The organism is Micromonospora sp. NPDC049836 (genome assembly GCF_044465125.1).
In the GTDB taxonomy this organism is placed as follows: domain Bacteria; phylum Actinomycetota; class Actinomycetes; order Mycobacteriales; family Micromonosporaceae; genus Micromonospora.
Genome location: NZ_JBITLH010000006.1, coordinates 375,881 through 399,786 on the forward strand (window position 1 = coordinate 375,881; position 23,906 = coordinate 399,786).

Annotated in this window: 20 protein-coding genes; 19 read left to right on the forward strand and 1 reads right to left on the reverse strand. The window is 74.7% G+C overall.

Annotated elements, in window-relative coordinates; genetic code table 11:
* Window positions 1-170: 170 nt before the first annotated feature.
* Window positions 171-659 (reverse strand): transcriptional regulator, encoded by a 489-nt coding sequence (locus ACIBPB_RS19125; protein WP_007458348.1) that lies wholly within the window; start codon window positions 657-659, stop codon window positions 171-173.
* A 284-nt stretch (window positions 660-943) separates the two neighbouring features.
* On the opposite strand from ACIBPB_RS19125, the gene pyrR reads away from it, so the two are divergent.
* The 19 genes from pyrR to ACIBPB_RS19220 all read left to right on the forward strand — a co-directional run bounded on the left by pyrR (window position 944) and on the right by ACIBPB_RS19220 (window position 23,902).
* Complete coding sequence (pyrR, locus tag ACIBPB_RS19130) at window positions 944-1,528, forward strand: bifunctional pyr operon transcriptional regulator/uracil phosphoribosyltransferase PyrR (RefSeq protein WP_357329791.1); 585 nt, start codon at window positions 944-946, stop codon at window positions 1,526-1,528.
* A 58-nt stretch (window positions 1,529-1,586) separates the two neighbouring features.
* Complete coding sequence (locus tag ACIBPB_RS19135) at window positions 1,587-2,513, forward strand: aspartate carbamoyltransferase catalytic subunit (protein ID WP_357329789.1); 927 nt, start codon at window positions 1,587-1,589, stop codon at window positions 2,511-2,513.
* On the forward strand, window positions 2,510-3,841 hold the full coding sequence (locus ACIBPB_RS19140) for a dihydroorotase (protein ID WP_396840897.1): 1,332 nt from the start codon (window positions 2,510-2,512) through the stop codon (window positions 3,839-3,841). The genes ACIBPB_RS19135 and ACIBPB_RS19140 overlap by 4 nt, the downstream gene beginning before the upstream one ends.
* Window positions 3,838-5,013 (forward strand): glutamine-hydrolyzing carbamoyl-phosphate synthase small subunit, encoded by a 1,176-nt coding sequence (gene carA, locus ACIBPB_RS19145; RefSeq protein WP_396840898.1) that lies wholly within the window; start codon window positions 3,838-3,840, stop codon window positions 5,011-5,013. Before ACIBPB_RS19140 ends, carA begins: the two co-directional genes overlap by 4 nt.
* Window positions 5,006-8,404 (forward strand): carbamoyl-phosphate synthase large subunit, encoded by a 3,399-nt coding sequence (gene carB / locus ACIBPB_RS19150; protein WP_396840899.1) that lies wholly within the window; start codon window positions 5,006-5,008, stop codon window positions 8,402-8,404. Before carA ends, carB begins: the two co-directional genes overlap by 8 nt.
* Before the next feature lie 132 nt (window positions 8,405-8,536).
* On the forward strand, window positions 8,537-9,553 hold the full coding sequence (locus ACIBPB_RS19155; RefSeq protein ID WP_396840900.1) for a quinone-dependent dihydroorotate dehydrogenase: 1,017 nt from the start codon (window positions 8,537-8,539) through the stop codon (window positions 9,551-9,553).
* Window positions 9,554-9,588: 35 nt separating this feature from the next.
* Window positions 9,589-10,863 carry an adenosylmethionine--8-amino-7-oxononanoate transaminase gene (locus tag ACIBPB_RS19160; protein ID WP_396840901.1) on the forward strand — a complete coding sequence of 425 codons (1,275 nt, stop codon included), beginning with the start codon at window positions 9,589-9,591 and terminating at the stop codon, window positions 10,861-10,863.
* Between the two features lie 392 nt (window positions 10,864-11,255).
* On the forward strand, window positions 11,256-12,092 hold the full coding sequence (gene pyrF, locus ACIBPB_RS19165; RefSeq protein WP_396840902.1) for an orotidine-5'-phosphate decarboxylase: 837 nt from the start codon (window positions 11,256-11,258) through the stop codon (window positions 12,090-12,092).
* Window positions 12,093-12,270: 178 nt separating this feature from the next.
* On the forward strand, window positions 12,271-12,588 hold the full coding sequence (mihF, locus tag ACIBPB_RS19170) for an integration host factor, actinobacterial type (RefSeq protein ID WP_046564635.1): 318 nt from the start codon (window positions 12,271-12,273) through the stop codon (window positions 12,586-12,588).
* Between the two features lie 26 nt (window positions 12,589-12,614).
* The gene (locus ACIBPB_RS19175) at window positions 12,615-13,148 is read left to right on the forward strand and encodes a guanylate kinase (RefSeq protein ID WP_396840903.1); all 534 of its coding nucleotides are present in this window, start codon (window positions 12,615-12,617) and stop codon (window positions 13,146-13,148) included.
* Between the two features lie 46 nt (window positions 13,149-13,194).
* Window positions 13,195-13,461: a DNA-directed RNA polymerase subunit omega gene (gene rpoZ, locus ACIBPB_RS19180; RefSeq protein WP_013285517.1), complete on the forward strand. Its 267-nt coding sequence runs from the start codon at window positions 13,195-13,197 to the stop codon at window positions 13,459-13,461.
* Window positions 13,462-13,476: 15 nt separating this feature from the next.
* On the forward strand, window positions 13,477-14,685 hold the full coding sequence (gene coaBC, locus ACIBPB_RS19185) for a bifunctional phosphopantothenoylcysteine decarboxylase/phosphopantothenate--cysteine ligase CoaBC (protein WP_396840904.1): 1,209 nt from the start codon (window positions 13,477-13,479) through the stop codon (window positions 14,683-14,685).
* A gap of 83 nt (window positions 14,686-14,768) precedes the next feature.
* On the forward strand, window positions 14,769-15,974 hold the full coding sequence (gene metK, locus ACIBPB_RS19190; protein ID WP_396840905.1) for a methionine adenosyltransferase: 1,206 nt from the start codon (window positions 14,769-14,771) through the stop codon (window positions 15,972-15,974).
* A gap of 59 nt (window positions 15,975-16,033) precedes the next feature.
* On the forward strand, window positions 16,034-18,124 hold the full coding sequence (locus tag ACIBPB_RS19195) for a primosome assembly protein PriA (protein WP_396840906.1): 2,091 nt from the start codon (window positions 16,034-16,036) through the stop codon (window positions 18,122-18,124).
* Between the two features lie 203 nt (window positions 18,125-18,327).
* The gene (locus tag ACIBPB_RS19200) at window positions 18,328-19,311 is read left to right on the forward strand and encodes an AAA family ATPase (protein ID WP_396840907.1); all 984 of its coding nucleotides are present in this window, start codon (window positions 18,328-18,330) and stop codon (window positions 19,309-19,311) included.
* A gap of 54 nt (window positions 19,312-19,365) precedes the next feature.
* The gene (locus ACIBPB_RS19205; RefSeq protein WP_396840908.1) at window positions 19,366-20,745 is read left to right on the forward strand and encodes a cytochrome P450; all 1,380 of its coding nucleotides are present in this window, start codon (window positions 19,366-19,368) and stop codon (window positions 20,743-20,745) included.
* A gap of 42 nt (window positions 20,746-20,787) precedes the next feature.
* Entirely contained in the window at window positions 20,788-21,348 is a 561-nt protein-coding gene (gene def / locus ACIBPB_RS19210) for a peptide deformylase (protein WP_046564652.1), read from the forward strand.
* A gap of 5 nt (window positions 21,349-21,353) precedes the next feature.
* Window positions 21,354-22,280 carry a methionyl-tRNA formyltransferase gene (gene fmt / locus ACIBPB_RS19215; RefSeq protein WP_396840977.1) on the forward strand — a complete coding sequence of 309 codons (927 nt, stop codon included), beginning with the start codon at window positions 21,354-21,356 and terminating at the stop codon, window positions 22,278-22,280.
* Complete coding sequence (locus ACIBPB_RS19220) at window positions 22,277-23,902, forward strand: RsmB/NOP family class I SAM-dependent RNA methyltransferase (RefSeq protein ID WP_396840909.1); 1,626 nt, start codon at window positions 22,277-22,279, stop codon at window positions 23,900-23,902. The genes fmt and ACIBPB_RS19220 overlap by 4 nt, the downstream gene beginning before the upstream one ends.
* Window positions 23,903-23,906 lie beyond the last annotated feature (4 nt).

Consider the following 23,906-nt stretch of genomic DNA (forward strand, 5'->3'; position numbering starts at 1 on the left):
CGACGGGCCGGCGCCGGGCGGGGCGGGCCCTGGTGCACGACGACGGGCCTGCGCCGGACGGCGTGGGCCCTGGAACATGACGAAGGGCCCGTGCCGGGCGGCGCGGGCCCCGGAACATGACGAAGGGCCCGTGCCGGACGGCACGGGCCCTTCCGCTGCGACAGCGTGGGTCAGGACGCGAAGAACGCGCGCGGGTCGGCGACCAGCACACCGTGCTCGGTGAGCCGCTCGATCAGGCCCGACGGCGAGGCGTCGTAGACGATCGCGAGGGCGCGCAGGTCGTCGGCGCGGATGGAGAGCACCCGGCCGTTGTAGTCACCGCGCTGCTGCTGGATGGCGCGCGCGTACCGGGCGACGTAGGCGAGGTCCTCGGAGGCCTCGTCGTAGAGCCGCTCCAGGTCCAGGACGATCTTGCTGGTGGGCTCGTGGCGCACACCGCTGCCGTCGGGGAGCAGCTCCGAGACGGGAACGCGGTAGAACTCGGCCAGCTCCGCCAGGCGGGACACGGTGACGGCCCGGTCGCCGCGCTCGTACGAGCCGACCACCACGGCCTTCCACCGCCCGTTCGACTTCTCCTCCACCCCCTGCAGGGACAGGCCCTGCTGCTGGCGGATGGAGCGCAGGCGGGCGCCCAGCGACTTGGCGTATTCAGAGGGCATTCGGACACTCCCAGTGCTGCTCGGGGTTCTCCCAGCTATCGCTACGGAGCGTGACGGTACGGGGATTGCGACACGTGGTCAAGTGTTCGAGGCGACCCGGTCGGGAGCGCCGGTGTGGGTTGTCCGCATTTCTCCGGGCTGACCCGGCGGTCAGTACCGGCGACGGCCACCCCGGTGACCGCTGGTAACGTGGCGTGAAGCCCCGGTCCGGGCCGTAGGCGGCCCGGACGAAGACCAGACGTCCTTTAACGACCCGTCCCGTGAGGCGGGGAAGGAGGTCCGCCGTGGCCTACCCACCGGCTGCCCAGTCACCGTCGCCGCCGCGACAACCCTCGGTGAAGGTGATCCTCGCCTCCGCCGACGTGTCGCGGGTGGTCGACCGCATCGCCCACCAGATCCTGGAGAAGACCCAGGGCGCCGCCGACACCGTGCTGCTCGGCATCCCCACCCGGGGCGTGCCGCTGGCCCGGCGCCTCGCCGCCCGGATCAGCACCTTCGAGGACGTGACCGTCCCGGTCGGCGTGCTCGACATCACGCTCTACCGCGACGACCTGCGCCGGCACGCCACCCGCGCGGTCGGCCCGACCGACCTGCCGCCCGGCGGGATCGACGGCAGGCGGGTCGTCCTCGTCGACGACGTGCTCTTCTCCGGCCGCACCGTGCGGGCCGCCCTCGACGCGCTCAGCGACGTCGGCCGCCCGGCCTCCGTGCAGCTCGCCGTGCTGGTCGACCGCGGCCACCGACAGCTGCCGATCCGCGCCGACTACGTCGGCAAGAACATCCCGACCGCGCTCGCCGAGAGCGTGAAGGTCACCCTCGCCGAGACTGACGGCGCCGACGAGGTCAAGCTGTACGGGGGGTCCCGGTGAGCGCGAGGAGTGCAGCGGAGCGGAGCCCCGCAGTCGCGAACGAAGGGCGGACCCGCGCATGATCCGGCACCTGCTCTCCGGGGCCGACCTGGACGCGGCCACCGCCACCCAGATCCTGGACACCGCCGCCGAGATGGCCACCGTGGCCGGGCGCGAGGTCAAGAAGCTGCCCGCGCTGCGTGGCCGGACCGTGGTGAACCTCTTCTACGAGGACTCCACCCGGACCCGGATCTCGTTCGAGGCGGCCGCCAAGCGGCTCAGCGCCGATGTGATCAATTTCTCGGCCAAGGGTTCCAGCGTGACCAAGGGCGAGAGCCTGAAGGACACCGCGCTGACCCTGCAGGCCATGGGGGCCGACGCGGTGGTCGTCCGGCACCCCGCCTCGGGCGCCCCGCACCGGCTCGCCAACTGGGTCGACGGCTCGGTGGTGAACGCCGGCGACGGCACCCACGAGCACCCCACCCAGGCGCTGCTCGACGCGTACACCATGCGGGCCCGGCTGGGCCGGCTGGCCGGCCTGCACGTGGCGATCGTGGGCGACGTGCTGCACTCCCGGGTGGCCCGCTCCAACGTGCTGCTGCTCTCCACCCTCGGCGCGAAGGTCACCCTGGTCGGCCCGCCGACCCTGATCCCGGTCGACATCCCGCAGGCGCTCGCCCCGGGCACCGACGTCTCCTACGACCTCGACGCCGTTCTACCGGGTGTGGACGTGGTGATGATGCTGCGGGTGCAGCGCGAGCGGATGGGCGACTCCTACTTCCCCTCGGCCCGCGAGTACGCCCGCCGCTACGGGCTGGACGGGCCGCGGATGCGCCGGCTGCCCGAGCACGCGATCGTCATGCACCCGGGCCCGATGAACCGGGGCATGGAGATCACCCCCGAGGTGGCCGACTCGCCCCGCTCCACCATCGTCGAACAGGTCGCCAACGGGGTCTCCGTGCGGATGGCCGTGCTCTACCTGCTGCTCGGAGGGAACAACCGGTGACCGCGTACCTGATCAGGAACGTCAGCGTGGTCGGCGCGGAGCCGACCGACCTGCTCATCCGCGACGGCGTGGTGGCGGAGTCCGGCGCGGGGCTGACCGCGCCGGACGCCACCGTGCTCGACGCCACCGGCCTGGTGGCCCTGCCCGGCCTGGTCGACCTGCACACCCACCTGCGGGAGCCGGGCCGGGAGGACGCCGAGACCGTGGAGTCCGGCTCCCGGGCGGCGGCGCTGGGCGGCTACACCGCGGTCTGCGCGATGGCGAACACCTCGCCGGTGGCCGACACGGCCGGCGTGGTCGAGCAGGTCTGGCGGCTCGGCCGGGAGGCCGGGCTGGTCGACGTGCAGCCGATCGGCGCGGTCACCGTGGGCCTGGCCGGCGAGCGCCTGGCCGAGCTGGGCGCGATGGCCGACTCGGCCGCCCGGGTACGGATCTTCTCCGACGACGGGCACTGCGTCGCCGACCCGCGGCTGATGCGCCGGGCGCTGGAGTACGTCAAGGCGTTCGACGGGGTGGTCGCCCAGCACGCCGAGGAGCCCCGGCTCACCGAGGGCGCGCAGATGCACGAGGGCGAGGTCTCCACCCGCCTCGGGCTGACCGGCTGGCCGGCCGTGGCCGAGGAGGCGATCATCGCCCGGGACGTGCTGCTGGCCGAGCACGTCGGCAGCCGGCTGCACATCTGCCACGTCTCCACCGCCGGCAGCGTCGAGGTGCTCCGGCACGCCAAGGCGCGCGGGGTACGGGTCACCGCCGAGGTGACCCCGCACCACCTGCTGCTGACCGACGAGGTGGTGAGCGGGCGGGGTGAGCTGGCGAGCCCCAGGCTCGCGCACGACTGGAGCCCGGCGGGGAGTTACGACCCGGTCTTCAAGGTCAACCCGCCGCTGCGTACCGCCACCGACATCGCCGCGCTGCGGGCCGCGCTCGCCGACGGGGTGATCGACATCATCGCCACCGACCACGCCCCGCACGCCGTGGAGGACAAGGAGTGCGAGTGGGCGTACGCCCGGCCGGGCATGCTCGGCCTGGAGACCGCGCTCTCCATCGCGCTGGACGTGCTCGGCCCGCAGTGGGACCTGATCGCCGAGCGGATGTCCCGCGCCCCGGCCCGGATCGCCGGGCTGGACTCGCACGGCCTCGACCCGGCACCCGGCGTGCCGGCGAACCTGACCCTGGTCGACCCGGCCGCCCGCCGCGTCATCGAGCCGGCGGAGCTGGCCAGCCGCAGCCGCAACACCCCGTACGCCCGCATGACGCTGCCGGGTCGCATCGTGGCGACCTTCCTGCGCGGCGAGCCGACGGTCCTGGACGGAAAGGCAGTCAAGTGACCCGCAGACCACCCGCGATCCTCGTCCTCGAGGACGGGCGCACCTTCCACGGCGAGGCGTACGGCAGCGTCGGTGAGACCTTCGGCGAGGCGGTCTTCAACACCGGCATGACCGGCTACCAGGAGACCCTCACCGACCCCTCGTACCACCGGCAGGTGGTGGTGCAGACCGCCCCGCACATCGGCAACACCGGCGTCAACGCCGAGGACGACGAGTCCGCCCGGATCTGGGTGGCGGGTTACGTGGTCCGCGACCCGGCCCGGATCGGCTCGAACTGGCGGGCCACCGGCTCGCTGGAGGACCGGCTCGCGACCGAGGGCGTGGTGGGCATCAGCGGGGTGGACACCCGGGCGCTCACCCGGCACCTGCGCGAGCGGGGCGCCATGCGGGTGGGCATCTCCAGCGTCGACACCGATCCGCAGCGCCTGCTGGCCCGGGTCCGCCAGGCGCCGCAGATGGTCGGCGCGAACCTGTCCGCCGAGGTGACCACCGCCCAGCCGTACGTGGTCGAGGCGGTCGGCGCGCACCGGTTCACCGTGGCCGCGCTGGACCTGGGCATCAAGCGCAACGTGCCGCGCCGGCTCGCCGCCCGCGGCGTCACCACCCATGTGCTGCCCGCCGGGTCGACGATCGAGGACCTGCTGGCCACCGGGGCGGACGCGGTCTTCTTCTCGCCCGGCCCGGGCGACCCGGCGACCGCCGACGGCCCGGTGGCGCTGGCCCGGGAGGTGCTGAGCCGGCGGATCCCGCTGTTCGGCATCTGCTTCGGCAGCCAGATCCTCGGCCGGGCGCTCGGCTTCGGCACCTACAAGCTCGGGTACGGCCACCGCGGCATCAACCAGCCGGTGCTCGACCGGGCCACCGGCAAGGTCGAGGTGACCAGCCACAACCACGGCTTCGCGGTGCAGGTGCCGGGCGCGGGGAACGGGGCGGTCGTGCCCGACCAGGTGATCGAGACCGACTTCGGCGGCGTCCAGGTGTCGCACGTCTGCCTCAACGACAACGTGGTCGAAGGGCTGCGGGCCATCGATGTCCCCGCCTTCACCGTCCAGTACCACCCGGAGGCGGCGGCCGGCCCGCACGACGCGGACTACCTCTTCGACCGCTTCGCCGAGCTGATCGAGGGCGGCGCCCTCGACCGGAACCAGAGTGAGGGCGGAAAGAATGCCTAAGCGGAGCGACCTCAAGCACGTGCTGGTGATCGGCTCCGGGCCGATCGTGATCGGACAGGCCTGCGAGTTCGACTACTCCGGCACCCAGGCCTGCCGGGTGCTGCGCAGCGAGGGGATCCGGGTCAGCCTGGTCAACTCCAACCCGGCGACGATCATGACGGACCCGGAGTTCGCCGACGCCACGTACGTCGAGCCGATCACCCCGGAGTTCGTCGAGCTGGTCATCGCCAAGGAGCGCCCCGACGCGCTGCTGCCCACCCTGGGCGGGCAGACCGCGCTGAACACGGCGGTCGCCCTGCACGAGGCGGGCGTGCTGGAGAAGTACGGCGTCGAGCTGATCGGCGCCAACATCGACGCCATCAACCGGGGCGAGGACCGGCAGCTGTTCAAGGACATCGTGGCCAAGGCCGGCGTACGCCTGGGCCTGGCCGACCCGTCGGCGCTGGTGCCCCGCTCCCGGGTCTGCCACTCGATGGACGAGGTCCGGGACACCGTCGCCGAGCTGGGCCTGCCGGTGGTGATCCGGCCGTCGTTCACCATGGGCGGCCTGGGCTCCGGCATGGCGCACACCGACGAGGACCTCGACCGCATCGCCGGCGCCGGCCTGGCGGCCAGCCCGGTGCACGAGGTGCTCATCGAGGAGAGCGTGCTCGGCTGGAAGGAGTACGAGCTCGAACTCATGCGCGACCGCCACGACAACGTGGTGGTGGTCTGCTCGATCGAGAACGTCGACCCGATGGGCGTGCACACCGGTGACAGCGTCACCGTGGCCCCGGCGATGACCCTGACCGACCGGGAGTACCAGCGGCTGCGCGACCTGGGCATCGCGGTGCTGCGCGAGGTCGGGGTGGACACCGGCGGCTGCAACATCCAGTTCGCGGTCAACCCGACCGACGGCCGGATCGTCGTGATCGAGATGAACCCCCGGGTGTCCCGCTCCTCGGCGCTGGCGTCGAAGGCCACCGGCTTCCCGATCGCCAAGATCGCCGCGAAGCTGGCCATCGGCTACACGCTGGACGAGATTCCCAACGACATCACGCTGAAGACGCCGGCCGCGTTCGAGCCGACGCTCGACTACGTGGTGGTGAAGATCCCCCGGTTCGCGTTCGAGAAGTTCGCCGGCGCGGACCCGGAGCTGACCACCACGATGAAGTCGGTCGGCGAGGCGATGAGCCTGGGTCGCAACTTCACCGAGGCGCTGAACAAGGCGATGCGCTCGATGGAAACCAAGGCATCGGGTTTCTGGACCACCCCGGATCCGGCGGGGGCCACCAGGGAGAACACCCTCGCCGCGCTGCGGATGCCGCACGACGGCCGGCTCTACACCGTCGAGCGGGCGCTGCGCCTGGGCGCCTCCATCGCCGAGGTGGCCGAGGCCTCCGGCGGGATGGACCCCTGGTTCCTGGACCAGATCGCCGCCCTGGTGGAGCTGCGCGCGGAGATCGTCGACGCCCCGGTGCTCGACGCCGACCTGCTGCGCCGGGCCAAGCGGGCCGGCCTGTCCGACCGGCAGCTCGCCGCGCTCCGCCCGGAACTGGCCGCCGAGGACGGGGTACGCACCCTGCGGCACCGGCTGGGCATCCGGCCGGTCTACAAGACGGTGGACACCTGCGCCGCCGAGTTCGAGGCGACCACGCCCTACCACTACTCGACGTACGACCAGGAGACCGAGGTGGCGCCCTCGGCCCGGCCGAAGGTGCTGATCCTGGGCTCCGGGCCGAACCGGATCGGGCAGGGCATCGAGTTCGACTACTCCTGCGTGCACGCGGTGCAGGCGCTGCGCAGCGCGCCGATCGGCGCCGCCGCGTCTGGCGCCGCCGCGTCTGGCGCCGGCGGCGTCGGCTACGAGACGGTCATGGTCAACTGCAACCCGGAGACCGTCTCCACCGACTACGACACCGCCGACCGGCTCTACTTCGAGCCGCTGACCTTCGAGGACGTCCTGGAGGTGTGGCACGCCGAGGACAGCTCCGGCAAGGCGGCCGGCGGCCCGGGTGTGGTCGGGGTGATCGTCCAGCTCGGCGGGCAGACCCCGCTCGGCCTGGCGCAGCGGCTCAAGAACGCCGGGGTGCCGATCGTCGGCACCTCCCCGGAGTCGATCCACCTGGCCGAGGAGCGCGGCGCGTTCGGCGCGGTGCTGGCCCGGGCCGGGCTGCGCGCGCCGGCGCACGGCATGGCCACCTCGTACGACGAGGCGAAGGCGATCGCCGACGAGATCGGCTACCCGGTGCTGGTCCGCCCGTCGTACGTGCTCGGCGGCCGGGGCATGGAGATCGTCTACGACGACGCCACGCTGCGCGACTACATCGGCCGGGCCACCGCCATCTCGCCGGACCGCCCGGTGCTGGTGGACCGCTTCCTGGACGACGCCATCGAGATCGACGTGGACGCGCTGGTCGACGCCGACGGCGACGTCTACCTCGGCGGGGTGATGGAGCACATCGAGGAGGCCGGCATCCACTCCGGTGACTCGTCCTGCGCCCTGCCGCCGATCACCCTGGCCGGCTCGCACCTGGACCAGGTCCGCCGCTACACCGAGGCGATCGCCCGCGGCGTCGGGGTGAAGGGCCTGCTCAACGTCCAGTACGCGCTCCAGGGCGACATGCTCTACGTGCTGGAGGCCAATCCGCGGGCGTCCCGGACCGTGCCGTTCGTCTCCAAGGCCACGGCGGTGCCGCTGGCCAAGGCGGCGGCCCGGATCGCGCTCGGCGCCACCATCGCCGAGCTGCGCGCCGAGCGGATGCTGCCGCCCACCGGCGACGGCGGGACCATGCCGGCCGACGCCCCGATCGCGGTCAAGGAGGCGGTGCTGCCGTTCAAGCGGTTCCGTACCCCGTCGGGCAAGGGCATCGACGTGCTGCTCGGCCCGGAGATGAAGTCCACCGGCGAGGTGATGGGCATCGACACCGGCTTCGGCCAGGCCTTCGCCAAGTCGCAGGCGGCCGCGTACGGGTCGCTGCCGACCGCCGGGAAGATCTTCGTCTCGGTGGCCAACCGGGACAAGCGCGGCATGATCTTCCCGATCAAGCGCCTGGCCGACCTGGGCTTCGAGATCGTGGCCACCACCGGCACGGCCGAGGTGCTGCGCCGGCACGGCATCGCCTGCGAGCAGATCCGCAAGCACTACGAGTCGGGTGCGGGCGAGGACGCGGTGTCGCTGATCCTCGGCGGTGACGTGGCGCTGGTGGTGAACACCCCGCAGGGCTCCGGCGCGAGCGCCCGCTCCGACGGCTACGAGATCCGCAGCGCGGCGGTGACGGCGGACATCCCCTGCATCACCACGGTGCCGGGGGCCGCCGCCGCGGTCATGGGCATCGAGGCGAGGATCAACGGCGACCTCCAGGTGCGCCCCCTCCAGGACCTGCACGCCGCCCTCCGGGCCGGCGAGTGACCGCCCCGCGCGTGTTGCCCGCTCCGGACCGGACCAGGCCGTGGCCCGTGTCGGTCATGAACCTGTTGCCGCGACACCCGGACGCGGTGCGGAGCGACGTCATGATCGACGGGGCGCCCGGGGAGGAGTGGCGTGCTCTTTGAGAAGGCGGTGCGGCCCTGGTTGTTCCGGATCGGGGGTGGGGACGCCGAGGCGGCGCACGAGTGGACGCTGGCGCGGCTGGCCACGGTGTCGCGCCGGCCGGGCGCGCTGGCCGCGTTGCGGGCCCGGTACTTCCGGGCCGCGCCGCGCACGGTGTTCGGGGTGGAGTTCCCCAATCCGGTGGGGCTGGCCGCCGGGATGGACAAGAACGGCGTCGCGCTGCCGGCCTGGCCGGCGCTCGGGTTCGGTTTCGTCGAGGTGGGCACGGTCACCGCGCACGCCCAGCCGGGCAACCCGCGGCCCCGGCTGTTCCGGCTGCGTGACAGCGCGGCCGTGGTGAACCGGATGGGCTTCAACAACGCCGGCGCCGACGCCCTCGCGGCCCGGCTGGCGGCGCTGCCGCGCCCGATCGGCGTACCGCTGGGAATCTCGCTCGGCAAGTCCAAGGTGACCCCGCTGGACGAGGCGGTCGAGGACTACCTGGCCTCGTACCGGGCGCTGCGGGGCCACGGTGACTACTTCGCGGTCAACGTGTCCTCGCCGAACACCCCCGGCCTGCGCTCCCTTCAGGACCGGTCGCACCTGGACGCGCTGCTCGCCGCCCTGGTGGGGGAGAAGCCGGTGCTGGTGAAGATCGCCCCGGACCTCACCGAGCCGGCCATCGCCGAGCTGCTGGAGGTCTGCCTCGACCGGGGCGCGGCCGGGGTGATCGCCACCAACACCACCCTGGGCCGCGACGGGCTGGCCCCGGCCGACCGGGCGCGCGGGGCGGAGACCGGTGGCCTCTCCGGGCGCCCGCTGACCGGCCGCGCCCGCGAGGTGGTCGCCTTCGTGCACCGGGAGACCGGCGGCCGACTGCCGGTGATCGGCGTGGGCGGCATCCTCGACCCGGACGACGCCGCCCGGATGTTCGACGCCGGCGCGAGTCTGGTGCAGCTCTACACCGGTTTCATCTACCGGGGCCCGGCCCTGGTCCGCTCGGTCGCCCGGGTGGCCGCCCGGCGCTGACCGCCGGGCCCGCCCGGACCCCAGGAAGGAGAACCGTGACGCCCGAGGAGATCCTGGCCGCCGACCGCCGGCACGTCTGGCACCCGTACGCGGCGCTGCCGCCGGCCAGCCCGCCGTACCTGGTGCACAGCGCCGAGGGCGTGCGGCTGCGGCTGGCCGACGGCCGGGAGCTGGTGGACGGCATGTCGTCCTGGTGGGCGGCGATCCACGGCTACCGGCACCCGGTGCTGGACGCCGCGGTCACCGACCAGCTCGGCCGGATGAGTCACGTGATGTTCGGCGGCCTCACCCACGAGCCCGCGGTACGCCTGGCCCGGACCTTGGTCGAGCTGGCCCCGGACGGCCTGGAGCACGTCTTCCTGGCCGACTCCGGATCGGTCAGCGTCGAGGTGGCGGTGAAGATGTGCCTGCAGTACCAGCGGGCCACCGGCCGGCCACAGCGGCACCGGCTGGGCACCTGGCGGGGCGGCTACCACGGCGACACCTTCCATCCGATGAGCGTCTGCGACCCGGAGGGCGGCATGCACCACCTCTGGGGGGACGTGCTGCCCCGGCAGGTCTTCGCGCCGGTGCCGCCGGCCGGCTTCGACACCCCGCCCGACCCGGCGTACGAGGCGGCGCTGGTGGACGCGGTCGAGCGGCACGCCGGTGAGTTGGCCGCGGTGATCGTCGAGCCGGTGGTGCAGGGCGCCGGTGGCATGCGTTTCCACCACCCGCACTACCTGCGGGTGCTGCGCGAGGTGACCCGGGCGCACGGCATCCTGCTGGTCTTCGACGAGATCGCCACCGGGTTCGGCCGGACCGGGACGATGTTCGCCGCCGAGCACGCCGGGGTGACCCCGGACGTGCTCTGCGTCGGCAAGGCGCTCACCGGCGGGTACCTCACCCTGGCCGCCGCCCTCTGCACCGCCGAGGTGGCCCGTGGCATCTCCGCCGACGGGGTGTTGGCGCACGGCCCGACCTTCATGGGCAATCCGCTGGCCTGCGCGGTCGCCAACGCCTCCCTGGGCCTGCTGCGGGCCGGGGACTGGGCCGGGCGGGTGGCGGGGATCTCCGCGGGCCTGCGGGCCGGCCTGGAGCCGCTGCGCGGCGCCCCCGGGGTGGCCGACGTGCGGGTGCTCGGCGCGATCGGGGTGGTCCAGCTCGACCACGAGGTGGACATCCCCCGGGCGACCGCCGCCGCGGCCGCCCAGGGCGTCTGGCTGCGGCCGTTCCGCGACCTGGTCTACACCATGCCGCCGTACGTCACCGACGAGGCGGACGTGGCACGGATCGCAACCGGCGTCGAGGCGGCGGTCAAGGCGGGCTGAGCCGGCGCGGCACTGGCCCCGCGGCACCGGGGCCGGCCGGCTGCGCAACCGGAAACCGGCGGGGCTGTCGGGCGGCGGGACCGGAACCGGCGGGACCGCCGGGCGGCGGAACCGGATCGTCCCGGGGGCGGCCGGGTTCCGACGCGGGATCTGCCGGTCGCGGCACCGGATCTGCCGGGTAGCGATGCCGGATCTGTCAGGTGCCGGCGCCGGATCTGCCGGTCGCGGCGCGGGATCTGCCGGGTCGCGGCGCCGGATCGGGCCGGCCCGGCCCGGTGTGGGACGGGAACGAAACCCGGCCGTCCATGGTGGCCGGCGGGAGGACGACGGCGACGGGGAACCCGCCGCCGGCACGCGCGGCGGAGGCCGCGCGCGGGAGAGGGAGGTTAGCGATGGAGAGCTTCGGCGCCCGCCTGCACCGGGCCGTGGCCGAGCGGGGACCGCTCTGCGTGGGCATCGACCCGCATCCGGGGCTGCTGACCCGGTGGGGGCTGACCGACGACGTGGCGGGCCTGGAGCGGTTCTGCGGGACCGTGGTGGAGGCGCTCGGCGACCGGGTCGCCGTGGTCAAGCCGCAGTCGGCGTTCTTCGAGCGGTTCGGCGCGCGAGGAGTGGGAATCCTTGAGTCAACTATCCGACAGTTGCGAGATTGTGGCTCACTCGTTCTCCTCGACGTCAAGCGCGGCGACATCGGCTCGACGGTCAGCGCGTACGCGTCGGCGTACCTCGATCCATCCAGCCCGCTGTATGTCGATGCGGTGACCGCCAGCCCCTACCTCGGGGTCGGCGCGCTGGCCCCGATGTTCGACCTGGCCGCGGCGCACGGCGGGGGCGTGTTCGTGCTGGCGCTGACCTCCAATCCCGAGGGCGCGGCGGTGCAGCGCGCGGTAACCGCCGACGGACGCACCGTGGCGCAGACCGTGATCGATGAGATTTCCCAGCTCAACCGGGGTGCCGACCCGCTCGGCAGCTTCGGGCTCGTGGTCGGCGCGACGATCGGCGAGACCGGCCACGACCTGTCCGGCGTGCACGGCCCGCTGCTCGCCCCGGGGCTCGGCGCGCAGGGCGCCACGGCCGCCGACCTGCGTACCGTCTTCGGCGCCGGCCTGCCGTCGGTGCTGCCCTCGTACTCCCGCGAGGTGCTGCACGCCGGCCCGGACGTGGCCGGGTTGCGGGCCGCGGCGGACCGCGTGCTGACCCAGTGCCGGGCCGCCCTGGCCGGGTCCTGACTGACTGACGACTCGGTCACTTTCTGTTGATCTCGCGCGCCCACGTTGCCGAAAACTCCGCTGACCGCTAGTTTTCCCCGCGCTGGGAACCACGGACCCCTTTGGTTGCCAGCGTCACCACGTTTCACAGCAGCGGCGGTGCGCCCCGCCCGCCGCACTAGGGACCTGAGGAGAACTGGTGCCGCTCCCGTCACTGACCCCCGAGCAGCGCGCTGCCGCGCTGGAGAAGGCCGCGGAGATCCGCAAGGCCCGCGCCAAGCTGAAGGAGGACCTCAAGCAGGGCAAGACCAGCCTCGCCACCGTCCTCGAGCAGGCCGAGTCCGACGACGTCGTCGGCAAGCTCAAGGTGTCGGCCGTGCTGCAGGCGATGCCGGGCATCGGCAAGATCCGGGCCACCCAGATCATGGAGAAGCTCAAGATCGCCGACAGCCGTCGCCTGCGTGGCCTGGGCGAGCAGCAGCGCAAGGCTCTGCTTGGAGAGTTCGCCGCCAACTGAGCGCCGCGGGCGTGTAGAAACAAGCGGTGAGCACGGATGACGAGGCGCGCCCGGCGGCTCGGCTCACTGTCCTGACCGGACCTTCGGGTGCCGGTCGGGGCAGTGTCGTCGAGCAGGTCCGGGCGCGTCTCCCGTCCGTGTGGCGGCCGGTGCCCGCGACCACCCGGGCGCCCGCACCGGGCGAGCTGCCCGGGATCGACCGGCTCTTCCTCGACCCGGCCACCTTCGACCGGATGATCGCCGCCGGCGAGCTGCTGGAGTGGTGCCGGATCGGCCCGTACCGGCACGGCGTGCCGCGGGCGGGCATCCGGGACCGGCTCGCCGAGGGGCGGCCGGTGCTGCTCCCGCTGGACCTGCCCGGCGCGCTCGCCGTCCGGGCCGTGCTGCCGGACGCGCAGCTGGTGCTGCTCGCCCCGCCGTCGTACCGTCCGGACCCGGCCGTGTCGGCCGCCGTGGCACACGCCGTGTGGCACGACCGGACCGAGCGGGTGGTCGAGGAGCTGGTAGGCTTGCTCGGTTCTTCCTTCCTGGCTCCGGCCCAACCGCGCCCGAGTGGTTGAGAGCCACCCGCTTGCGGGCGGTGCAGACAAACGTAGAGGTTTATTCGTGGGATCCATCGCCACCAACCCCGAGGGCATCACCAACCCGCCGATCGACGAGCTCCTCGAGAAGACGACCTCGAAGTACGCGCTGGTGATCTTCGCCGCCAAGCGTGCCCGCCAGGTCAACGCCTACTACAGCCAGCTCGGTGAGGGCCTGCTGGAGTACGTCGGCCCGCTCGTGGAGACCACCCCCCAGGAGAAGCCGCTCTCCATCGCCATGCGCGAGATCAACGCGGGTCTGCTCACCGCCGAGCCGACCGACCAGCCGTAACGCCCGCCCGCGCCGATGGCCGCCGAGATCGTCCTCGGGGTCGGCGGCGGCATCGCCGCCTACAAGGCGTGTGAGCTGCTGCGGCTCTTCACCGAGTCGGGCCACCGGGTCCGGGTCGTGCCGACCGCGTCGGCGCTCCGCTTCGTCGGGGCGCCGACCTGGGCCGCGCTCTCCGGCCGGCCGGTCGCCGACGACGTCTGGTCCGACGTGCACGAGGTGCCGCACGTGCGCCTCGGCCAGCACGCCGACCTGGTCGTGGTCGCCCCGGCGACCGCCGACCTGCTCGCCAAGGCCGCCCACGGCCTCGCCGACGACCTGCTCACCAACACCCTGCTGACCGCCCGCTGCCCGGTGCTGCTCGCCCCGGCCATGCACACCGAGATGTGGGAGCACCCGGCCACCGCCGCCAACGTGGCGACCCTGCGGTCCCGGGGCGTGCGGGTGATCGAGCCGGCGGTGGGGCGGCTCACCGGCGTCGACACCGGCAAGGGCCGGCTGCCCGACCCGGCGGAGATCTTCGCGGTGGCCCGCCGGGCCCTCGCCCGGGGCGTCGCCGCCCCGGCCGACCTGGCCGGCCGGCACGTGGTGGTCACCGCGGGCGGCACCCGCGAGCCGCTCGACCCGGTCCGGTTCCTCGGCAACCGCTCCTCCGGCAAGCAGGGGTACGCGTTCGCCCGCGCCGCGGTGGCCAGGGGCGCCCGGGTCACCCTGATCTCGGCCAACGTGACGCTGGCCGACCCGGCCGGCGCGGACCTGGTCCGGGTCGGCAGCACCGCGGAGCTGCGCACCGCGACGCTGGCGGCGGCCGCCGACGCGGACGTCGTGGTGATGGCCGCCGCCCCCGCCGACTTCCGCCCGGCCAGCTACGCGCCCGGCAAGATCAAGAAGTCGGACGACGGCAGCGCGCCCACCCTCGCCCTGGTGACCAACCCGGACATCGCCGCCGAGCTGGGCGCCGGCCGCCGGCCGGAGCAGCTGCTGGTGGTCTTCGCCGCGGAGACCGGGGACGCCGAGGCGAACGGCCGGGCCAAGCTGGCGCGCAAGCGGGCGGACCTGATCGTGATCAACGAGGTCGGCGTGGACAAGGTCTTCGGCGCGGAGACCAACGCGGCCACGGTGATCGGGGCGGACGGTGCCGTGCACCGGCTGCCCGAGCAGCCCAAGGAGGACCTGGCCGACGCCGTCTGGGACCTCGTGGTGGCCCGGCTGCCGGACCGGTCCTGAGAGTTGGTCACTCTCCCGTTCCCCGGGCCACCCTGGGAGCACGGTGACTAAACTGCCGCCGAGCGACCTTTAAAAGTCTTCACATGCTTAGGAGTGCCGTGACACGTCTTTTCACGTCCGAATCGGTCACGGAGGGCCACCCGGACAAGATCGCCGACCAGATCAGTGACGGCATTCTCGACGCCCTGCTCGCGAAGGACCCGCACAGCCGCGTCGCGGTCGAGACCCTGATCACCACCGGCCAGGTGCACGTCGCCGGCGAGGTGACCACCAAGGCCTACGCCGACATCCCGACCATCGTCCGGGAGACCATCCTGGAGATCGGGTACGACTCGTCGAAGAAGGGCTTCGACGGCGCGTCCTGCGGCGTGAGCGTCTCCATCGGCGCCCAGTCGCCGGACATCGCCCAGGGCGTGGACAACGCCTTCGAACTGCGTACCGGCTCGTCGGAGAGCGCGCTGGACGCGCAGGGCGCCGGCGACCAGGGCATGATGTTCGGCTTCGCCTGCTCCGAGACGCCCGAGCTGATGCCGCTGCCGATCGCGCTGGCGCACCGGCTGGCCCGGCGGCTGTCCGCGGTCCGCAAGGACGGCAGCGTGCCCTACCTGCGGCCGGACGGCAAGACCCAGGTGACCATCGAGTACGACGGGCTGCGCCCGGTCCGCCTCAACACCGTCGTGGTCTCCAGCCAGCACGCCGCCGACATCTCGCTGGAGTCGCTGCTCACCCCGGACATCCGCGAGCACGTCATCACCCCCGAGCTGGAGGGCCTCGGCCTGGACACCGAGGGCTACCGGCTGCTGGTCAACCCGACCGGGCGGTTCGAGATCGGCGGCCCGATGGGCGACGCCGGTCTCACCGGCCGCAAGATTATCGTCGACACCTACGGCGGGTACGCCCGGCACGGTGGCGGCGCGTTCTCCGGCAAGGACCCGTCGAAGGTGGACCGCTCCGCGGCGTACGCGATGCGCTGGGTGGCCAAGAACGTGGTCGCCGCCGGCCTCGCCGAGCGCTGCGAGGCGCAGGTCGCGTACGCGATCGGCAAGGCCCACCCGGTCAGCCTCTTCATCGAGACCTTCGGCACCGAGACCGTGCCGGTCGCCTCGATCGAGAAGGCCGTCGCCGAGGTGTTCGACCTGCGCCCGGCCGCGATCATCCGGGACCTCAACCTGCTCCGCCCGATCTACCGCCAGACCGCGGCGTACGGCCACTTCGGCCGGGAGCTGCCGGACCTGACCTGGGAGAGCACCGACCGGGCCGCCGACCTCAAGTCGGCCGCGGGAGCCTGACCGCCACCAGGCGCACCGACCGGCGACCCGCTGACGGGTCGCCGGTCGCTCGTGTCTGCGTGGACCTGCCCCTGGCCCACCTCGACCGCCCCTTCGACTACCTGGTCCCCGCCGAGCTGGACGCGGCGGCCCGGCCCGGGGTGCGGGTGAAGGTGCGCTTCGCCGGCCAGCTCGTCGACGGCTGGCTGCTGGAGCGGGTGGCCGCGTCCGACCACCCCCGGCTGGCGTACCTGGAGAAGGTGGTCTCCCCGGTCCCGGTGCTGGCGCCGGAGGTGGCCCGGCTGGCCCGGGCGGTCGCCGACCGGTACGCCGGCAACCTCGCCGACGTGCTCCGGCTCGCCGTCCCGCCCCGGCACGCCCGGGTCGAGAAGGACCTGATCACGGCCGCCGCTCCCACCCCGGACCCGGCCGCACCGACCGACGCCGGCCCGGCCGAGCCGACCGCCGCTGCGCTGCCGACCGCCGACCCGACCGCCGCTGCGCTGCCGACCGCCGACCCGACCGCGCCGACGACCGCCAGCCCGACCGCCCTCGGCGCAGACGCGCCGACGACGGACCCCGGTGCGCGGCCGGCCGATCCGGCCGCGCCGGGCGAGGTCGATCCGCGCGGCTGGCGGGACTACCCGGCCGGGCCGGCGTTCCTGCGCGCGCTCAGCACGGGCCGGGCTCCCCGCGCCGTCTGGTCGGCGCTGCCCGGCGAGGACTGGGCGGCCCGCTACGCCGACGCGGTGGCCGCCACGGTGGCCGGCGGCCGGGGCGCGCTGGTGGTGGTGGCCGACGCCCGCGACCTGGACCGCCTCGACGCGGCGCTCACCGGCGTCCTCGGCCCGGGGCGGCACGTCTGCCTCTCCGCCGCGCTCGGTCCGGCCCGCCGGTACCGGGCCTTCCTGGCCGCCCTGCGGGGGGACGTGCCGGTGGTCGTCGGCACCCGGGCGGCCATGTTCGCCCCGGTCGACCGGCTCGGCCTGGTCGCCATCTGGGACGACGGCGACGACCTGCACGCCGAGCCCCGGGCGCCGTACCCGCACGCCCGGGAGGTGCTGCTCACCCGGGCCCAGCTCGCCGACGTGGCCGCCCTGGTCGGCGGGTACGCCCGTACCGCCGAGGCGCAGTTGCTGACCGAGACCGGCTGGGCCCGTGCCGTGGTGGCCGACCGGACCACCCTGCGCGCCCGGGTGCCGGCCATCACGCCGACCGGGGACGACCCGCAGCTGGCCCGCGACCCGGGCGCCGCGTCCGCGCGGCTGCCCAGCCTGGCCTGGACCGCCGCCCGGGACGCGCTCCGCGCCGACCTGCCGGTGCTGGTGCAGGTGCCCCGCCGCGGCTACCTGCCCTCGGTGGCCTGCGCGGACTGTCGTACCCCGGCCCGCTGCCCGCACTGCGCGGGCCCGCTCGCCCTGCCCGCCGCCGACGGCGCGCCGGCCTGCCGCTGGTGCGGGCGGGTCGCCGCCGCGTACACCTGCCCGGAGTGCGGCGGGCGGCGGCTGCGGGCCGCGGTGACCGGCGCCCGGCGTACCGCCGAGGAGCTGGGCCGGGCCTTCCCCGGCGTGCCGGTGCGGACCTCGGGCCGGGAGGAGGTGCTCGCCACGGTGCCCGGCGGCGCCGGCCTGGTGATCGCCACCCCGGGCGCCGAGCCGGTCGCCGGCGGCGGGTACGGCGCGGTGCTGCTGCTCGACTCGTGGGCCCTGCTCACCCGGGCCGACCTGCGGGCGGGGGAGGAGGCGCTGCGGCGCTGGCTGGCGGCGGCGGCGCTGGCCCGGCCGGGGCCGGCGGGGGGCCGGGTGGTGGTGGTCGCCGACGGGGCCCTGGCCCCGGTGCAGGCGCTGCTGCGCTGGGACGCGCCCTGGTTCGCGGCCCGTGAGCTGGCCGAGCGGCGGGAGCTGGGCTTCCCGCCGGCGGTGCGGATGGCCAGCCTCACCGGCCCGCCCGCCGCGGTGGCGGACCTGCTGGCCGGGGTCCGGCTGCCGGACGGCGCCGAGGTGCTCGGCCCGGTGCCGGCCGAGGAGGGGCGGGAGCGGATGCTGGTCCGGGTGCCCCGGGCCCGGGCGGGCGCGCTCGCCGGCGCGCTGCACACCGCCGCCGGGCAGCGCAGCGCCCGCAAGGCCGCCGACCCGGTCCGGCTCCAGGTCGACCCGCTGACCCTGTTCTGAGCCCAGACCTGGCGCGTGTGCTGCCGCACGCGGCCCGTCATGAACGCTCGTGAGCAGCGGTTTGTCGCACACCTCGGGCGGCAAATGGGTAACAACCGCGTGATAGCATCGCCCGTCATGCCGGGGCGTACGGAGCGACGGGGCGTCGGGGCGGACGCGAAATCGATGATGTCAACCAGCCGGTGATCAGGAATGGACCAGTCGTGACCGTTCGTCAATCGATCGTTTTCAACGGTGACCTCGGCAGCGGCAAGAGCACCGTCTCGGTGGAGATCGCCAAGCGGTTGAACATGCGCCGGGTCAGCGTCGGCGACCTCTACCGGCAGATGGCCCAGGAGCGGCAGATGACCGCCCTGCAGCTCAACCTGCACGCCGAGCTGGATCAGGCCGTCGACGGGTACGTCGACCAGCTCCAGCGGGACATCGCCGCCTCCGGCGAGCGCCTGGTGATGGACTCCCGGCTGGCCTGGCACTTCTTCACCGACGCGCTCAAGGTGCACATGATCACCGAGCCGACCGAGGCGGCCCGCCGGGTGCTGGCCCGCCCGTCCGGCCCGGCCGAGAGCTACACCTCGCTGGACGAGGCCAGGGCCAAGCTGCGCGAGCGCAGCGAGAGCGAGCGCGGCCGGTTCATCGTCCGGTACGGCGTCGACAAGGCCCGGCTGCGCAACTACGACCTGATCTGCGACACCACCCGGGCCACCCCGGAGCAGGTGATCCAGCACGTCATCGACGTCTACGAGGGGCGGCTCGGTGCCGACGTGCTCCGCGACGGGCACCCGCTGCTGCTGCTCGACCCGGGCCGGATCTACCCCACCGAGGAGATCGCCACCCTGCGCGGCCTGTGGGACTCGGAGTACGTCGGCGACGTGGCCGAGGCCGGCGACGAGGCGCTGGAGCCGCTGACCATCGGCTACACCGGGGAGTACTTCTTCGTGGTCGACGGGCACCGCCGGCTCAGCGCCGCGCTGCGCAGCGGCTTCCCGATGGTCCCGGCCCGGCTGGTCGCCGAGGTGGACGAGCCGGTCGTCGGCGGGCTGGGCGCGGTCGACTACTTCACCGCCCAGGCCCGGCCCAGCCTGATCCACGACTGGGAGGCCGCGCACGGCATCCAGCTGCCGCTGCCCGAGCACGCGCTGCTCGGCGGGGACGCGGTGCTGGCCGGGGAGCCGGGCGCCGGCGCCTGAGCGCCGGCGGGGGATCGCCGGATCCGGCGCGCCGGGGCATGATGAAGGTCTCCGATGCCTGGGAGGCCCACCGTGGATCCTGCCGACGCCCTCGCGCTGCTGATGTCCCCGGCCGGGCGGGTCGACCCATACCCGACCTACGAGCAGCTGCGCGCGCACGGGCCGGTGGTCCAGGCCGGCCCGGTGTTCTACCTGGTGACCGGGTACGCGGAGGCCGATGAGATCCTGCGCGACGGCCGCTTCGGGGTGATGGACGACGACCTGCGCGACCAGTTCATGCCCGGCTGGCGGGAGAGCCCGGCGGTGCTGTCGATCTCCCGGTCGATGCTGCGTACCAACCCGCCCGACCACAGCCGGATGCGCCGGCTGGCGGCGGGCGCCTTCACCCCGCGCCGGATCAACGCGATGCGCGACGTGATCGAGGCGCAGGCCGACGAGCTGGTCGACGGCATGCTGGCCGCCGGCCGCGACGGCGCCCCGGTGGACTTCATGGCGGACTTCGCCTACCCGCTGCCGGTCGGGGTGATCTGCGCGCTGCTCGGGGTGCCGGCGGCCGACCGGCCGCTGTTCCGGCGCTGGGCCGCCGACCTCACCGGCGTCCTCGAGCCGGAGATCACCCCGGAGGAGCTGGCCGTCGCCGACCGGGGCGCCGTCGAGCTGCGCGACTACTTCACCGAGCTGGTCCGGGTCCGCCGGCGCGCCCCCGGCGACGACCTGACCTCCGCGCTCGTGCAGGCGCACGACGGCCCGGATCCGGCCGCGGCGGACCGGACGCGGGCCGGCGCCGACGGCGCCCGGCTCAGCGCCGACGAGCTGCTGGCCAACCTGATCGTGCTGCTGGTGGCCGGCTTCGAGACCACCACCAACCTGCTCGGCAACGGCCTGGTCGCGCTCCTGGACCACCCGCGGGAGGCGGCGGCGCTGCGCACGCACCCCGAGTTCGCCCCCGCCTACGTGGAGGAGTTGCTGCGTTACGACTCCCCGGTGCAGCTCACCTCCCGGATGAGCACCGCGCCGAGCCGGCACGGCGGGCTCGACCTGCCGGCCGCGAGCTGGCTCATCGTGATGCTCGGCGCGGCGAACCGGGATCCGCGCCGCTACCCGGAGCCGGCGCGCTTCGACCCGTGGCGCCCGCAGCCGCACCCGCTCTCCTTCGGCGCCGGCCCGCACTACTGCCTGGGCGCGGCGCTGGCCCGCCTGGAGGCCCAGGTGGCCTTCCCGCTGCTGCTGCGCCGGCTGCCCGGGCTGGCCCTGGCCGGGACGCCCGAGCGGCGGGTCCGGCTCACCCTGCGCGGGTACGCCACCCTGCCGGTCACGGTCGGCGGCCCGGCCGGTCGCGGCACGCCGGCCGGGGCGGGCGCCGATCGCGGTGCCCCGACCGGGGCGGGCGCCGATCGCGGTACGCCGGCCGGGGCGGCGGGAGCGACTCCGTAGACTGGGACGGCACCACTCGTCCCAGTTAAGGAGCCACCCCGCGTGACCGTCCAGCCCATCCGTCTGTTCGGCGATCCGGTGCTGCGCACGCCGGCCGACCCGGTGGTCGACTTCGACGCCGAGCTGCGCAAGCTGATCGCCGACCTGACCGACACGATGCGCGAGCAGAGCGGCGCCGGGCTGGCCGCGCCGCAGCTCGGGGTGGGCCTGCGGGTGTTCACCTTCGACGTGGACGACGTCCTCGGTCACCTGGTCAACCCGGTGCTGGAGTTTCCCGACGAGGAGGAGCAGGACGGCCCGGAGGGCTGCCTGTCCATCCCCGGGCTCTATTTCGACACCAAGCGCCGGCAGAACGTCATCGCCAAGGGCTTCAACGGCTACGGCGACCCGCTGCAGATCGTCGGCACCGGCCTGATGGCCCGCTGCGTGCAGCACGAGACCGACCACCTCGACGGGGTGCTCTTCGTGGACCGGCTCGACCCGGCCGGCCGCAAGGAGGCCATGAAGGCGATCCGGCAGGCCGAGTGGTACGACCCGGCCGCGCCGCCCACGGTCAAGCTCAGCCCGCACGCCGCCGGCAACCCGTTCGGCCTGGGGCGGTGAGCCGGATGCGCCTGGTCTTCGCCGGCACCCCGGCCGTCGCCGTGCCCGCCCTGGACGCCATCGCCGCGGCCGGCCACGAGTTGCTGGCCGTGGTGACCCGTCCCGACGCGCCTGCCGGCCGGGGCCGCGGCCTGGTCCGCTCGCCCGTCGGCGCGTGGGCCGACGCGCACGGCGTGGAGGTGCTCACCCCGGCCCGCCCGCGTGAGCCGGAGTTCCTCGACCGGCTCCGCGAGCTGGCACCCGACTGCGTGCCGGTGGTCGCGTACGGCGCCCTGGTCCCGCCGGTGGCGCTGGAGATCCCCCGGCACGGCTGGATCAACCTGCACTTCTCGCTGCTGCCCGCGTGGCGGGGCGCGGCCCCCGTCCAGCACGCCGTGCTGCACGGCGACGAGCTGACCGGGGCCAGCGTCTTCCAGCTGGAGGAGGGGCTGGACACCGGCCCGGTGTACGGCACGGTGACCGACGAGGTCCGCCCCACCGACACCTCCGGCGACCTGCTGGAGCGGCTCGCCCACGCCGGTGCCGGCCTGCTCGTGGCGGTGCTCGACGCGCTCGCCGCCGGCACCGCCCGGGCCGAGCCGCAGCCCGCCGACGGGATCTCCCTGGCGCCGAAGCTGACCGTCGAGGACGCCCGGGTGCGCTGGACCGACCCGGCGTTCGCGGTCGACCGGCGGATCCGCGCCTGCACCCCGGCCCCCGGCCCGTGGACCACCTTCCGGGACGACCGGGTGAAGCTCGGCCCGGTCACCCCGGTGCCCGACGGCCCCGAGCTGAAGCCCGGCGAGCTGCTGGTCGAGAAGTCCCGGGTGTTGGCCGGCACGGCCACCACCCCGGTCCGGCTCGGCGAGGTGCGGGCGGCCGGCAAGAAGCCCATGTCGGCCAGCGACTGGGCGCGCGGCGCCCGGGTCGCGGCGGGCGAGGTGTTCGCGTGACCGGCCCGTCCGTGCCGCGCGGCGAGCGTTCCGCCGGGGACGGCCCACGCGGCGAGCGTTCCGCCGGGAACGGCCCACGCGGCGAGGGTTCCGCCGGGGACGGGCCGCGCGGGGACCGCGCGGGCGACGCCGGGCGGTTCGCCGGCGGCGACCGGTCCCGCGACCGTGGCGGGGCCGAGCGCGGCGGGCGCCGGGGCGACGGGCCGCCGCGCGAGGGGCGCTTCGGCGCGGACCGGCGCGGCGGGCCCCGCCGGCCGGTCCGGCCGGTGGTGGACCTGCCCCGGCAGGTCGCGTACCAGGCGATCGCGGCGGTGCACCGGGACGACGCGTACGCCAACCTCGTGCTGCCGGCGCTGCTGCGCGAGGAGGGGCTGAGCGGCCGGGACGCCGCCTTCGCCACCGAGCTGACCTACGGCACGCTGCGGCACACCGGCACCCTGGACGCGATCATCACCGACGCGGCCGGCCGGGACGTGGCGCGCATCGACCCGCCGGTGCGGGACGCGCTGCGGCTCGGGTCCTACCAGCTCCTGCACACCCGGGTGCCGGCGCACGCGGCCGTCTCGTCCACCGTGGACCTGGTCCGGTCGGTGGGTCCCGGCGCCACCGGCTTCGCCAACGCGGTGCTCCGTGAGGTGGCCGGCCGGGACGCCGACGGCTGGGTGGCGAAGCTCGCCCCGGCCGAGGAGACCGACCCGATCGGGCACCTGGCACTGGCGTACAGCCACCCACAGTGGATCGTCCGGGCCTTCGCCGAGGCGCTCGGCGGCGACCTGCGCGAGACCGCCCGCCTGCTCATTGAGGACAACGAGCGCCCGCCGGTGCACCTGTGCGCCCGCCCCGGGCGGGCCGACCCGGTGGCGCTGGCCGACGAGGTCGGCGGCGCTCCGGGTGCCTTCTCGCCGTACGCGGTCTATCTCTCCGGCGGCGCGCCGGGTGAGCTGGCGGCGGTGGCCGACGGGCGCGCGCACGTCCAGGACGAGGGCTCCCAGCTGGTGGCGAACGCCCTCGCGGTGGCCCCGCTGGACGGGGCGGACGGCCGCTGGCTCGACCTCTGCGCCGGTCCGGGCGGCAAGGCCGGCCTGCTCGGCGCGCTGGCCGCGGAGCGCGGCGCCCGGCTCACCGCCGTCGAGGTGGCCGAGCACCGGGCCCGGCTGGTCGCCCAGGCCACCCGGGGGCTGCCGGTCACCGTGGTGCACACCGACGGGCGCACGGTCGGCGCCGACCCGAAGCTGCCCGAGGGGCACTTCGACCGGGTGCTGGTCGACGCGCCGTGCACCGGGCTCGGCTCGCTGCGCCGCCGGCCGGAGTCCCGCTGGCGGCGGCAGCCGGCCGACCTGCCGCCGCTGACCCGGTTGCAGCGGGAGCTGCTCACCGCCGCGCTGCGGGCGGTCCGGCCGGGCGGCCTGGTCGCGTACGTGACCTGCTCGCCGCACACCGTGGAGACCCACGTGACGGTGACCGAGGCGGCCCGGCGGTGCGGCTTCCCGGTCGACTTCGTCGACGCCCGGCCGCTGCTGCCGGCCGGCATGCCCGGCCTGGGCGACGGGCCGACCGTGCAGCTGTGGCCGCAGCGGCACGGCACCGACGCGATGTTCCTGGCGGTGCTGCGCCGGGGCTGAGCCC